General features: G+C 57.4%; 11 protein-coding genes. 10 read left to right on the top strand and 1 reads right to left on the bottom strand.

The window, feature by feature from the left end; translation table 11 throughout:
* Nucleotides 1-12 precede the first annotated feature (12 nt).
* Genes CPA54_RS03240 through CPA54_RS03220 form a run of 5 tightly spaced genes read left to right on the top strand, consistent with a single transcriptional unit; the run spans nt 13 to nt 5,719 of the window.
* Nucleotides 13-2,403 carry a cache domain-containing protein gene (locus CPA54_RS03240; RefSeq protein ID WP_227449700.1) on the top strand — a complete coding sequence of 797 codons (2,391 nt, stop codon included), beginning with the start codon at nt 13-15 and terminating at the stop codon, nt 2,401-2,403.
* On the top strand, nt 2,400-3,218 hold the full coding sequence (locus CPA54_RS03235) for an ABC transporter permease (RefSeq protein WP_154981426.1): 819 nt from the start codon (nt 2,400-2,402) through the stop codon (nt 3,216-3,218). Before CPA54_RS03240 ends, CPA54_RS03235 begins: the two co-directional genes overlap by 4 nt.
* Before the next feature lie 2 nt (nt 3,219-3,220).
* Nucleotides 3,221-3,952, top strand: a complete 732-nt coding sequence (locus CPA54_RS03230) for an ABC transporter ATP-binding protein (protein ID WP_081563177.1) — start codon at nt 3,221-3,223, stop codon at nt 3,950-3,952.
* Nucleotides 3,953-3,962: 10 nt separating this feature from the next.
* Nucleotides 3,963-4,934, top strand: coding sequence for an MlaD family protein (locus tag CPA54_RS03225; protein ID WP_043560066.1), 972 nt, complete (start codon nt 3,963-3,965; stop codon nt 4,932-4,934).
* Nucleotides 4,931-5,719, top strand: a complete 789-nt coding sequence (locus CPA54_RS03220; RefSeq protein WP_249085518.1) for a hypothetical protein — start codon at nt 4,931-4,933, stop codon at nt 5,717-5,719. The genes CPA54_RS03225 and CPA54_RS03220 overlap by 4 nt, the downstream gene beginning before the upstream one ends.
* A gap of 71 nt (nt 5,720-5,790) precedes the next feature.
* On the opposite strand, the gene bioB is transcribed toward CPA54_RS03220, so the two are convergent.
* Nucleotides 5,791-6,786: a biotin synthase BioB gene (gene bioB / locus CPA54_RS03215; protein WP_249085517.1), complete on the bottom strand. Its 996-nt coding sequence runs from the start codon at nt 6,784-6,786 to the stop codon at nt 5,791-5,793.
* A gap of 121 nt (nt 6,787-6,907) precedes the next feature.
* Between bioB and CPA54_RS03210 the strand changes: the two genes are divergently transcribed.
* From CPA54_RS03210 to fabG, 5 genes are all read left to right on the top strand, one after another.
* Entirely contained in the window at nt 6,908-7,732 is an 825-nt protein-coding gene (locus CPA54_RS03210; protein ID WP_043561201.1) for an acyl-ACP desaturase, read from the top strand.
* 37 nt (nt 7,733-7,769) lie between these two features.
* Complete coding sequence (locus tag CPA54_RS03205) at nt 7,770-9,863, top strand: M13 family metallopeptidase (RefSeq protein ID WP_249085516.1); 2,094 nt, start codon at nt 7,770-7,772, stop codon at nt 9,861-9,863.
* A gap of 122 nt (nt 9,864-9,985) precedes the next feature.
* Nucleotides 9,986-10,711, top strand: a complete 726-nt coding sequence (locus CPA54_RS03200) for a glycine betaine ABC transporter substrate-binding protein (protein WP_043560070.1) — start codon at nt 9,986-9,988, stop codon at nt 10,709-10,711.
* Nucleotides 10,712-10,759: 48 nt separating this feature from the next.
* Nucleotides 10,760-11,704 (top strand): ACP S-malonyltransferase, encoded by a 945-nt coding sequence (gene fabD / locus CPA54_RS03195; RefSeq protein WP_103765550.1) that lies wholly within the window; start codon nt 10,760-10,762, stop codon nt 11,702-11,704.
* Between the two features lie 13 nt (nt 11,705-11,717).
* Nucleotides 11,718-12,461 carry a 3-oxoacyl-[acyl-carrier-protein] reductase gene (fabG, locus tag CPA54_RS03190; protein ID WP_043560072.1) on the top strand — a complete coding sequence of 248 codons (744 nt, stop codon included), beginning with the start codon at nt 11,718-11,720 and terminating at the stop codon, nt 12,459-12,461.
* Nucleotides 12,462-12,577: the final 116 nt, after the last annotated feature.

Genomic DNA, 12,577 nt, shown 5'->3' with positions numbered 1-12,577 from the left:
TCGGGATACCGGATGACCGAGGGGGATTCTAGAGCCTTGCCGACAGATGAGATCATAGATCCCGCCATTGATACGACAGGGCGGCGCTGGCAGCTTTTTCAGTTCATAGGGCCAATCCTTGGCGTGATCCTGGTCATCATGACCATCGGAGTTGTCACGCTCTACACGTACAGGACCATGCGGGAGGGGGCGATCACCCTTTCGCGGAATCTGCTCAAAAGCCAGCAGCGTTATATTACGGAAGAAGTCAGCCATTATCTCTCTCCGGCGACGGGTATTTCCTTCATGGCCAGTGGAATGCTGGCCAGTGATGACATGAAGGCGAATGCCAGTGCCTTCATGTCGTTGGGGCGCTCTGTCCTGCGGGGCATTCCGCATGTGGACAGTTTCTATCTGGCTGATGATCAGGGGCATTTCTGGATGTCTGCCCGGCGGGAAGGGCAGTACGAGGAAACGACTCTTCAGGAAGAAGACGGGGCCCCTTATTACCGCCATAGGGTCACCGACAAGGATGGCCGCTTCATCTCTACGGACAGGCTTTCTGCCGAAGGGTATGATCCACGGCTGCGTCCCTGGTACAAGGGGGCTCTCCGGTTTGAGGACAGGACACCGGACCGGCGCCTGTTCTGGACCGACCCTTATCCTTATCTCTCGACGCATCAGTTCATCGTCACGGCCTCCATGGCCTTCAGGACACTGGATGGACGGCACGTTGTTTTTGCCATCAGCATTTCATTGAATCAGCTGACACGCTTCGTGAACAGCCTCAAGGTCGGCAAGAGCGGACAGGCTGTGATCGTGGATCTGAGTGGTCATGTGATTGCGGGCCATAACATGCTGGATGTCGGCAAGCCAGGTTTCGATGCGGAGAATGTCCATCTGGACCCCAAGACACAGCCGGTGTTCGTCCGGGCGCTCAATGTGTTTCGTGTCATGGGAGATGGTACGGGCATGGTCCATGCCAGGGGACAGAACTATGTTACCATTGCCTCTGCCATGCCGCTGGCCAAGAGGTCGTGGGTGCTGCTGCTGAATGCGCCTGAAAGTGACTTTGCCAGTTTTACACATGCCGTGCAGAAACAGGCGGTTTATTTTTCTGTTGTGATTGTCGGGCTGGCGCTGATTCTCGCCATGGGGCTGATCTATCAGGGACGGCGGGTTGAACGGTTGCAGACCGGCCTGAATGTGCTTGATGAAAAAAAGAAGGAAGACAATGCGGTCCTTCTGAAGATCACCAACATGGAAGGTCTGCTCGATCCAGAGCAGGAACAGCCTTATTTCTGCGAGGCTCTGGCCGAACGTGCCGTAGCACGCCGGGCCAGCATCTGGCGGCTGCTGGCTGATGGGGACAGGCTGCTGTGTGAGGACATGTTCGACCGTGGCAGGGATGCTCACGGTTCGGGCATGGAGCTGACCAGAAACGGTCACTCTGGCGTCTTTGAATGTCTGGAGAGCGGCCATGCCGTTGATCTGCCAGATGCGGAGGAGGATCAGCGTTTCCAGAGCCTTCAGCGTGTGGTCATGCGGATGATCGGAGCCAGACATCTCTTCTTCATGCCTGTGATGGAAGAGCACCGGCCGGTGGGCGCCATCATGCTGGAGGACCCCTACCAGCTGGGTGAGGCGGACCGTGTTATTGGTCTGATCGCTTCGATTCTGGCTGTCCGTTTCGGTCATGTTCAGGAGGAAGAGAAAAAGGCGGCGCAGGCTCAGGGCGGGCCTGTCACCATGGCCGATTCTGCTGGCCGGTCCCCCAGACCCCAGATGCGTATTGTCGAGGGCTTTCTCATTCATCCGGAAGAGGAAACCGACAGGACACCGCCCATGCCCGGCCTGTATCCGACGGTGCCCATCATGGTTCTGGAATTTTCCGAGGCTTATTCTTCCAACCGCGATGCTGCCCAGGCCATGCTGGAACTGGTGGCCGAACTTGGCGGGAAGATCGAAGGCATTGCCAGGGAGCGTGGTCTGTTTTCGGCCCAGGTGGCGGGGAATCGGTTCATTTTCCTGGGCAGCTGTTCCCAGAACGTTGATGCGGAGGGGGCCGTCCATCTTGCAGAGGCAGCCATCGGAATCAGGGAAGCCTGCCTGATGGTCATTGCCCAGATGAACACGCAGCTCATGTTCCGTATCGGGATTGACGTCGGGCCTGTCCTTGTTGCCTATTTTGGGGAGAGACGGGACATCTTCAATCTGTGGGGAGAGGGGCTCACCATGGCAGAAGCCTTGGCCCACAATGCTCCTGATGGGGGGCAGATACAGGTCTCAGAGCGAGCCTATCAGGCCCTGCAGGGCATTTTCCTGTTCCGTCTGAGGGGAGAGTTTTTCCTGCCCAACAATGGGATCTCCAACAGCTACATTCTGGCAGGCAGGAGTGAGAACACGGCGGCAGGGGGATCATGAATTTCTCCGAGCGCTTTGCCGTCATTAATAGTGGCCTGGCCATGCTGGGCCGTTTTGCCCGGTCCCAGCCCCGGTTCTTTCTCATCATGATCGGGGCTGCATGGGGGGTCGTCTATGAGATGCTGCACCCCAGCTCATGGCGTCGGACGGTCATCATCGAGTTTCGTCGCAATCTGCGTCAGCTGGTAGGTAGCGGTTTTTTCAGCGTAGTGGTGGTGGCCGTCATCACGGGGTTGGGGCTGGTTTCGCAGGCTGTTTACTGGCTGGGTTTTGCTGGCATGTCGCAGATGACCGGAAGCCTTCTCTCCAGCGTCCTGCTGCGGGAAATTGCGCCCATTCTCGTCGGCGTCATTCTTCTGGGACGTTCTGGCATGTTGATGCTGACGGAAATGGGCACTCTGACAACCAGCGGGCGGCTCAAGACCCTGAATGGCATGGGTATTGATCCGTTTCTGGCACTTGTCGTGCCACGAACCATTGCGACGACGGTGGGCGGGGTCACGCTGGGTACCTTTTTCAGCGTCATCGCTTTGGGCATGGGGTATGTGGCCTGCTGGATGAAAGGGATCGTCACGTCATCCATCTGGTCTTTCATTTTCGATGTGATCAACAGCATGCAGCCGGGTGATTATATCGGGATTCCTCTGAAATTTCTTCTGAGCGGGGCCTGTGTCGGTCTGTGCTGCTGTCTGTCTGGCATGGATGTGACGGCAGAGGACAATCTGACAACCTTCATGCCACGGGGCTTTGCGCGTGGCATCATGTCCATTCTGGTCATCAATGTGGTGATCGACGTCATTCTGGGGAGCTTCTGACGGTGGAAGGCACAACTCTTTCAGAAGGGGATTATGGTTTTGTCCTGAAGCTGGATGATGCTGTTCCGGTGTCTGATTCCACAGGGTTGCCTTCAGTAAAATACAATCTGGCACTGGCACCCGGTGAATGTGTGTTCGTGGAGTGTCGTGACAGTTTCAGGGCGTCGCAGTTTACGGATTTCTGCGCAGGGCTTCTGCCCGTCAGGCAGGATGCGAGGACAGGCAGGGGACAGGGAACGGTCAGCTGCATGGGGCTGAACTGGGCGGAGCTGGATGAAAGACGGGCGCAGGCACTGCGGGGGCGTATCGGTCGCATTACCGAGGACAGTGGCTGGATTGACCTGTACGAGATGCATATGAACATTCTCTGGCCTAGCCTGCATCACAGTCGTGCCTCTTATGACAGACTGGTGGTGGAGGCCGTCCAGCTGGCCCAGTCATTCGGCATGCCCGGCCTGCCAACGCAGCTGCCTGAAAAACTCTCCCCGCTGGACAGGAAACGCTCGGAATATGTGCGAACCTTCATGAACAGGCCGTCCTTGCTTCTGTTGGAAAATCCTATCAGTCTTGGGGGACCGGTCGAGCTGTACAATGCTTTTCTGACAGAACTGACAGCTGCACGGGAGCGGGGCTGTGCGGTCGTGTGGATCGGTTCGGAGCGTTCCGCCTGGGCTGGTTATGCCGGGCCCGGCATGCAGCGTTTTCGCCTCGGTAGTAATGGTCTCGTAAAGTGAGAGATATGTGATGCGTCCTTTACGTTTACGTCGGCGTTCCGGTCTGGCAGCTCCTCTGTTCAGGAGCTCTTTCGTGGATGAGTGGGTCGGGCTGCTTGTTCTGCTGGCTCTTGTCATCCTGACAGCTGTTCTGGTCGAGGCCGGTTTTCTCAAGCAGTGGCTGACACCGGCAGGGCGTCTCCATTTCGTGCTGCCGGAAAGTGGTGTGGCGGGGTTGGCTGTCAATAATGACATTGAAGTCATGGGGGTCCGTGTAGGGGAAATCCGGCGGCTGGACCTCAATGAATCAGGCCGTATGTATGCGGAAGGGACGATCGAACCCCATTTCGAGCGCTATATTCGCAGTGACAGCATTGCTACCATCAAACGTCGCCTTGTCGTGGCGGGTGCGGGATATATTGAAATCACCCGTGGGCAGGGAGAGCCGCTCAACTGGGACTATGCCGTGTTGAATACCAGCGTGGAACCCAACCCTGCGGACATGATTGTCCAGACCCTGATAGATCTGCGGGCCAGATTGCTTCCTGCCATGGATAATGTGGAAGAGATCACGAAGCAGGCCAAGGACATCATGGTGGACCTTCATGCAGGTAAGGGGACAGCTGGTGCCCTGCTGACCAATGAGGAAACGGCCCAGCGTGTAAATACGATCCTGGTTTCATTGAACAAGGCCATTGAGGCTGTGCAGCCGCTGGAACAGAAGTTGCAGATTACGCTGAATGAAGCCAATGGCGTGATGCAGAATGTGCACGGCCTGACCAAGGGGTTGAAAGATTCCGGCCCGGAAGTGCAGCGGAGCGTCCGTAATGTGGCTGATGCCACGGAGCAGCTTCCCGCCGTTCTGGCTGAAGCTGAGGCTACGGCAGACAGCCTGCGCAAGCTGAGTGATCAGCTGCGGGGTTTGTGGTTGCTGGGCGGTGGTGGCGGCAAAAACAGGCACCGGCCTGACCGCAGGCTCCCGGCCCGTGAGGTGAGACCATGAAATTTTGCAATTTCATCATCTCTCTTTCCCTCTCCGCCGGGCTTCTCTCAGGTTGTTCCAGCGGTCCCGGTGAGTGGGAAGACCAGCGCTACGCCACAAGAATGGATGCTGCCGACAGTGTGTTCAGTCTTGGCTATATCCAACAGGCGAGGCAGCATTACGCAGATGCTCTGGAGCGGGCGTTTCTGATTGATGATGTTCAGGCCATCCATGATGCCGGTTTCAACCTGGCTACCAGCGAGCTGCGTCTGAAAGACTATCAGGCGAGTCTGGAGACATTACGCCGGGTGTCTGAAGCATTGATGGTGAGGGGCTGGACTGGCGGACGGCAGGCTGATCTGCATCTCGTACGGGCATCTGTCTTTTATGCCCAGACATATTGGCAGCATGCGGGTGATGAGGCGAAGCTGGCCAGGACCAGTCCGGATGATCGGATACGTTTCAGCGCTTATGCGTTGGGTGGTCTGGCAGCAGCTGCGCAGTTTGATCGGGCTGGGCTGGAGGAAGCCATCACCGCTCTTGCTCCCAGCAGGAATGACAAGGACCAGGCCAACCTGAAAGAACTTCTTACCCTGCGTCTGATCCTGAACAGGGATTGGCAGCCAGCGGCAGAGTCTGCCGAGGGGCTGGTGAAAATACGCAGGGAAGACATGGATTACGAAGCCATGCGTCGGGCTCTGCTGCTGGAGGCCAAAGCTCTTCGTGCCATGGGGAAGGAGCAGGCTGCTGGGCGTGTCATGCAGCGTTTCAGGGATAGTGCCCGGAAGCAGCAGACCAGCCTGTAAGCTCGCTGCCTGTCTGGTCAGGTGGATGCGCGCCAGAAACCGTTCTGGAGCGCATCCATGGTGGGGTCAGATCAGGCTGTTGCCGTTTTCTGCATCATGGGGCTCATGCCCAGCATGGCCAGAAGCTCTGTGTCCCTGTTCTGTGCCGGATTGGGCGTCGTGAGCAGCTTTTCCCCCCAGAAAATGGAGTTGGCTCCTGCCAGAAAACAGAGCGCATGTGTTGATTCGGACATGTTTTCACGTCCCGCTGCCAGACGGACGTGACTGGCTGGCATCATGATGCGGGCTGTTGCAATCACGCGGGCGAAGGTGATCGGATCCACGGCCTCTTCATCAGCCAGCGGAGTGCCCTCCACGCGGACGAGCAGGTTGATGGGAACACTTTCCGGGTGGGTCGGCAGATTGGCCAGTGTCGTCAGCAGGCCGGCACGGTCCTGCGTGTCTTCACCCATGCCGATGATCCCGCCGCAGCAGACCTTGATGCCGGCATCACGCACATTGGCCAGAGTATCCAGACGTTCCTGATAGGTCCGTGTGGTGATGATCTTGCCGTAGAAATCTTCTGACGTATCAAGATTATGATTGTAATAGTCCAGACCGGCCTCTTTCAGGCGGGCAGACTGGCTGGGCGTGAGCATCCCTATGGTCAGGCAGGTCTCCAGTCCGAGAGCCTTGACCTCCTCAACCATGCGGCAGACAGCATCCAGGTCACGGTCCTTCGGGGCACGCCATGCAGCGCCCATGCAGAACCGCCCGGCACCGGCTGCCTTCGAGCGTCTGGCATCGGCGATGACACGCTCCAGCGGCATGAGCTTCTCAGCGGCCATGCGCTTGTCGTGGTGGGCGCTCTGCGGACAGTAGGAGCAGTCTTCCGGGCAACCGCCGCTCTTTATGGAGAGCAGGGTTGATATCTGTACCTTTGTGGGGTCAAAAAATTGCCGGTGTGCCAGCTGTGCCTGAAAGATCAGCTCCGGGAAGGGCAGCGCAAGAAGGGCTTCTGCTTCTTCGCGAGCCCAGTCGTGCCGGAGCGTGACCTTCTGAGGCGAGGGGCAGGTCTGTTCAGTCATCTAGCTTTTGTCTCCAGAGTTGGCTGCATACACCTACCCAAAAGATGGACGCTATGCCATCCGAAAAGTATGATAGATGCATGAAGGGTTAACGTCATTTCGGAAAATTCAGGGTGTCTTTATGAAACATTGGCAGATTGATCAGATGGACTGGGCCGCCTTTGACGCGACGAAGGTGAACCCTGATATCCTTGCCCTCGTGAAGGCAGCTTCTGTGGTGGAGCGGAATGCACGGGACTATACCTGTTACCTCAGGAATGTTTTCCATGACGATTCCGGTTTCCGGGATGCCGCACAGAACTGGGCGGAAGAAGAGGTCCAGCATGGAGATGCCCTTGGGAAATGGGCCATGCTGGCAGACCCGGACTGGGATTACGCCAAAGCTTTTGAGCGATATCGGGACGCTTACAGGATAGATACGGACGTGTCCTCATCCATCAGGGGGTCTCGTACGGGGGAGCTGATTGCCCGCTGCATGGTGGAAACGGGAACATCCTCTTTCTATACGGCACTGGCTGACGCTACGGATGAGCCCGTTCTGAAGGCAGTCTGCAAGCAGATCGCTGCTGATGAATACCGTCATTTCAAACTGTTTTATGACAACATGCATCGTTATCTGGAACGTGAGAAGCTGGGGCGCTGGTTCCGTCTGCGGATTGCCCTGAGCCGTGTGATGGAAAGTGAGGATGACGAACTTGCAACAGCCTTTTACATCACGAACAGTGAGAAATTCCGTTTTTATGATCACAAGAACTGTATTGCTGCCTACATGGCCCGGGCCCTGTCCTTCTACCAGCAGAAGCATCTGGACCGTGTCACGGCCATGATTTTGAAGACATCGGGCCTGACACCCCATTCCCGCATGCAGCGGTGGCTTGCGAAGGGGATGCATGCCCTGATCTCTTGGAAGCAGAGGTCGTTCGCCCGTCAGCTTCAGCAGGCCTGAGCTGTTTCATACCCTTTTTTCAACAATGGATGTTTTCATGAAAATTCCATCATTCCGTACCGTCCTGAAGCAGTGCAGCATGCTCATGGTGATCGGGGCCGGGCTTGCCGCAGGGGCAGCTGGCCACGCACAGACCCAGACGCCTCAGGCCTACAGGAATGGCTGGGGGTTTGATCAGGCAGGAATGGATCCGGCCACTCCGCCAGGGCAGGATTTCTTTACCTATGCCAACGGCCATTATATCGGGCAGCTGAAGATTCCTGACGACATGAGCAGTTACGGGCCTTTCCATATTCTCGCTGAACTGTCTCAGGTAAGGCAGAAAGCGCTTCTGGAGGCCTTGCTACCGTATGCGGAGGTGGGAGACGAACGCAGCAAGCTGGCAACCTTTTATAGCAGCTTTCTCGATCAGAAGACTGTTGATGCCAAAGGTGGCGATCCGCTTGAGGTGGAGCTGGGCCAGATACGGGACATGAATGACAGGGCATCCTTGGCCCATCTGTTCGGTCTTTCGGCCAGCTCCCTCATGTACAGCCCTTTTGCTCTGGATATTGAACAGAACCAGAAGGATCCGACACAGTACATGCTGATGCTGGATCAGGGCATGAGTATTGGCATCAGTGGCGGTCTTGGGCTGCCTGACATCAGCTATTACAGCAATCCTGCCCTGGCCCCGCAGAAAAATGCCTACCGGGCTCATGTTGCCAGAATGTTGGAACTGCTGGACTGGCCTGATCCGGACAATGACGCCTCAGCTGTTGTGGCTCTGGAAACGGCACTGGCGAAGGTGGAAACTCCCCGTGATCAGACACGGGACCCCGTGAAGATGTTCAATCCGATGATGGTAAAAGAGCTGGTTGGTCTGGCGCCCGATGTGGATTGGGTCACTTACCTGCGGACCATGGGGGTGCCAGAGGCAGGTCTGATGGAGCGTGTGATCGATGTGCGTGAACCGGAATCCATTGCGGAGATGGCCCGGATCATTGCCGGGGCTGACGGGAGGACGGTCAAGGCCTGGCTGTCTTTCCATCTGGCCGACAATGCAGCGCCATATCTCTCTCGTGAGTTTTCAGATGCGTCTTTTGATTTCAATGGTCGGGTTCTGATGGGCATGAAGCGCCAGCCCGACCGCTGGAAGCGTGCTGTCCGTGCTACGAATACGGCCATGGGCTGGGCGCTGGGGCGCCTCTATGTAGGACATTATTTCCCGCCTGAGGCGAAGGATCGGATCACCGGGCTGGTCCAGGAGCTGAAGAAGGCCTTCCGCTGGCGGCTGGAGCATAATGAATGGATGGATGCTCCGACCCGTCAGGCGGCGCTCGTCAAGCTGGATCATTTTGCCATGCAGGTGGGCTATCCCCACAAATGGTGGGATTACTCCGCACTGGATATTCGCCCGGGCGATGTCTATGGCAATGCCTCACGTGGCATCGCTTTCAACTGGCATCATCGTCTGGACCAGCTCGACCGTCCCGTGGACCGGGACGAATGGGACATGACGCCTCAGACAGTGAATGCCTATAATGACCCGGTAAAGAACGAGATCGTTTTCCCTGCGGCCATTCTCCAGCCGCCGTTCTTTGACCCCACGGGTGATATGGCCGTCAATTATGGCGGCATTGGCGGGGTCATTGGTCATGAGATGAGCCATGGTTTTGATGATCAGGGCCGTCATTATGATGAGCATGGTCGCCTGCATGACTGGTGGAGCAGCCGGTCTTCCCAGGCTTTTGAGGAAAGAGCGAAAAGACTCGGGGCCCAGTATGATGCCGAGGAAGTTTTTCCCGGCCTGCATGTGAATGGCAGGATGACCATGGGGGAAAATATTGCTGACCTTGGGGGGCTGAATCTGGCGGTGCAGGCCTATCATGACAGCCTTCATGGTCGGACGGAGGCACCTCTTCATGGTTGGACGGGAGACCAGAGAGTGTTTCTCGGCTGGGCGCAGGTCTGGCGTGAGAAGGACAGGCCAGATGCCCTGAAACGGCAGGTTCTTTCCAACGAGCATGCTCCAGCTGCCAGCCGGGTGAACATGCCGGTTCACAATATCGATCTCTGGTATCAGGTGTTCGGTGTGAAAGCGGGAGACAGGCTGTATCTGCCGCCGGAGCAGCGGGTCAAGATATGGTAACAGGAGCAGACCATCGTCCTGCGAAGCCAGCCCTTGCCTGAGGGAAAAATGGGGGCGGGGCTTCACAAACGGCCGGGCTATGGCTATCCCGGGTCTGTTTCTTCATCATGCGGGGCTGTTTCATGTCATATCTCACTATTGGTCATCTTTACACGGCGTTGCATGCCGCCTGTGCCAGTGGCGTGGCCCGTGTTATTGAGGCGAATGGTGAGGAAGTCGCCTATGCTGATCTGAGCCGGGATGAACGTTTACAGGCTTTGGACGATGGCGAGGTCGATATTCTCGTGTCGGCATGGTTCCCGCAGGATGAAGTCATCCTGTCTCATGGGCATGAAGCCATTGGTAGCCTGTATCATCCTGAACTTCAGTTTTCCGCCCTTAAAAAATCAGGGAAGGGTGCTGGCTGGAAGGCTGCAGACTTTACCTCCCTTCTCACCACGGCCGAGGCACGCCCGTTTGTGGAGAAAGCTTTTGAGCAGCGTCCTGCCCTCAAGGAGCTCCCTCTTGAAGTTGTTGCGCCGGAAGAGGTCTTCCCGCGGTTGAAGCAGGCGGAAGAGGCAGGGGATTGTCCTCTGGTTGCTGTCTGGCAGCCTCATGCCGTTTTCCATGTCGAGATGCTGGAGGGTCTTCCTGATGGAGACCTGCTTGCTGGCGAGGTGCAGACGGCCCGGCTTGTTCTGCGCAAGGGGCTTCGTGCGGAGGTGGATGAAGACATGCTGGATGAGCTCTCCATCATGATGCTGAGCAACAAGGTTATGAGCGCTCTTGACTACGCCGTAAGCATTGATGGAATGGGCCCCGGAGACGCTGCGGAATCATGGCAGCGCGGGCGGTTGATTCCCCGCTGACGTTCTTTTGTCATCACCGTTGATAAACTGAAAGCTGGAGGTGTTTGCATGGCTCGTCATGCGTTTGTGTTTCCTGGTCAGGGCAGCCAGTCTGTCGGGATGGGGCTGGAGTTGTACAAGGCATTCCCTGTTGCCCGTGCCGTGTTTGAAGAGGTGGATGAAGCTCTTGGGGCCAATCTTTCCCGGCTGATTTTTGAGGGGGATCCCGCCGAGCTGACGGCAACGGAGAACACCCAGCCGGCTCTTTTTGCAGTTTCCATGGCGACCGTGCGGGTGCTGGAACATGAAGGGGGCTTTGCCCTGAAAGAGAAAGCCATGCTTCTGGCAGGCCATTCCCTGGGAGAATATGCTGCCCTGACAGCAGCTGGTGTCATGGGGATTGCCGAGGGTGCCCGCCTTCTCCGCTTGCGGGGCCAGGCGATGCAGCGTGCCGTGCCTGCAGGGCAGGGAGGCATGGCGGCCATTCTGGGTGTTGAGCCGGATGTGGCGCAGGAGATCTGTGCAGACTGTGCGGAAGGTGATGTTCTGGAAATCGCCAATGACAATGGTGGTGGGCAGATCGTCATTTCGGGGCATATGGCAGCGGTGGACCGTGCCATGGCAGCGGCAAAGGACAGAGGCATCCGCCGTGTGGTGAAGCTGCCCGTATCAGCCCCGTTCCATTCTTCTCTGATGGCACCGGCTGCCGCCGAGATGGAAGAGGCTCTGGCAGGGGCAGCGTTCCGGCCTGCCGCCATTCCTGTCATTGCCAACGTGACGGCAGAACCAGTCTCTCAGCCTGATGACATCCGTACCTTGCTGGGCCAGCAGATCACCGGGCGTGTGCGCTGGCGGGAGACTGTACTTTCCATGCCGGGCAAGGATGTTACCTGCCAGCATGAGCTGGGTGCCGGGAAGGTGCTGACAGGGCTGGCGCGTCGCATCGTGCCTGATCTGGCGGCTGATCATGCTGGAACTCCGGCAGAGATCGAAACAATGCTGAAAAGCCTGTAAGGGGGTAGTCCTGATGTTTTCTCTTTCTGGTAAGCTGGCTCTGGTGACTGGCGCTTCTGGTGGTATTGGTGCGGCCATTGCCCGTCAGCTGCATGAGTGTGGTGCGACTGTCGTGCTGAGCGGAACACGGGAGGGAGCCCTCCAGGATGTGGCAGCGGCTCTGGGTGGTGAGCGTGTGCATGTCGTCACGGCCAATCTGTCGGATGATGCACAGGCCGATGCTCTGGTGGCCCGTGCAGAGGAAGTGGCAGGGCAGCCTCTGGATATTCTTGTCAACAATGCGGGGCTGACACGGGATACGTTGGCCGTGCGGATGAAGGATGATGATTGGGCACAGGTGCTCAAAGTCGATCTGGAAAGTCCGTTCCGTCTGGCCCGTGCTGCGCTGAAAGGGATGCAGCGGCGCCGTACCGGGCGTATCATCTCCATTTCTTCCATTGTGGGGACAACGGGCAATCCGGGGCAGGCCAATTATGCAGCTGCAAAGGCCGGTCTGGTGGGCATGAGCAAGTCTCTGGCCCAGGAAGCAGGCCGCCGTGGTGTGACGGTCAATGTTGTGGCACCGGGCTTCGTGGAGACTGCGATGACCGATGTTCTGCCGGAAGCTGTACGGGAGAAGCTGCTGGGTAACATTCCGCTTGGCCGTATGGGGCGCCCGGAGGATGTTGCTGCAGCCGTTGTCTATCTTGCTTCGGACGAGGCCGCATGGGTGACGGGCACGACGCTTCATGTTAATGGTGGGATGGCCATGGTCTGAAAAAGTTGGCGTTTGCAGGAAAACATGCTAAGCGCGGCCTGCTTGGCCTGGCAAAGGCTCAGAGTATGGCTTCATTGCCGGGCATTCCGATGTCCCGAAGCTGACAGGCAGGCAGG

This window comes from Parasaccharibacter sp. TMW2.1890, from assembly GCF_023337645.1.
Taxonomy (GTDB): Bacteria; Pseudomonadota; Alphaproteobacteria; order Acetobacterales; family Acetobacteraceae; genus Bombella; species Bombella apis.
This window is presented reverse-complemented; position numbering and strand designations above follow the sequence as displayed.

What these genes read in the sequence shown, in the direction of transcription:
- CPA54_RS03240 (WP_227449700.1), top strand. Translation starts at nt 13, where the DNA reads ATGACCGAGGGGGATTCTAGAGCCTTGCCGACAGATGAGATCATAGAT.
- CPA54_RS03235 (WP_154981426.1), top strand. Translation starts at nt 2,400, where the DNA reads ATGAATTTCTCCGAGCGCTTTGCCGTCATTAATAGTGGCCTGGCCATG.
- CPA54_RS03225 (WP_043560066.1), top strand. Translation starts at nt 3,963, where the DNA reads ATGCGTCCTTTACGTTTACGTCGGCGTTCCGGTCTGGCAGCTCCTCTG.
- CPA54_RS03220 (WP_249085518.1), top strand. Translation starts at nt 4,931, where the DNA reads ATGAAATTTTGCAATTTCATCATCTCTCTTTCCCTCTCCGCCGGGCTT.
- bioB (WP_249085517.1), bottom strand. Translation starts at nt 6,786, where the DNA reads ATGACTGAACAGACCTGCCCCTCGCCTCAGAAGGTCACGCTCCGGCAC.
- CPA54_RS03210 (WP_043561201.1), top strand. Translation starts at nt 6,908, where the DNA reads ATGAAACATTGGCAGATTGATCAGATGGACTGGGCCGCCTTTGACGCG.
- CPA54_RS03205 (WP_249085516.1), top strand. Translation starts at nt 7,770, where the DNA reads ATGAAAATTCCATCATTCCGTACCGTCCTGAAGCAGTGCAGCATGCTC.
- CPA54_RS03200 (WP_043560070.1), top strand. Translation starts at nt 9,986, where the DNA reads ATGTCATATCTCACTATTGGTCATCTTTACACGGCGTTGCATGCCGCC.
- fabD (WP_103765550.1), top strand. Translation starts at nt 10,760, where the DNA reads ATGGCTCGTCATGCGTTTGTGTTTCCTGGTCAGGGCAGCCAGTCTGTC.
- fabG (WP_043560072.1), top strand. Translation starts at nt 11,718, where the DNA reads ATGTTTTCTCTTTCTGGTAAGCTGGCTCTGGTGACTGGCGCTTCTGGT.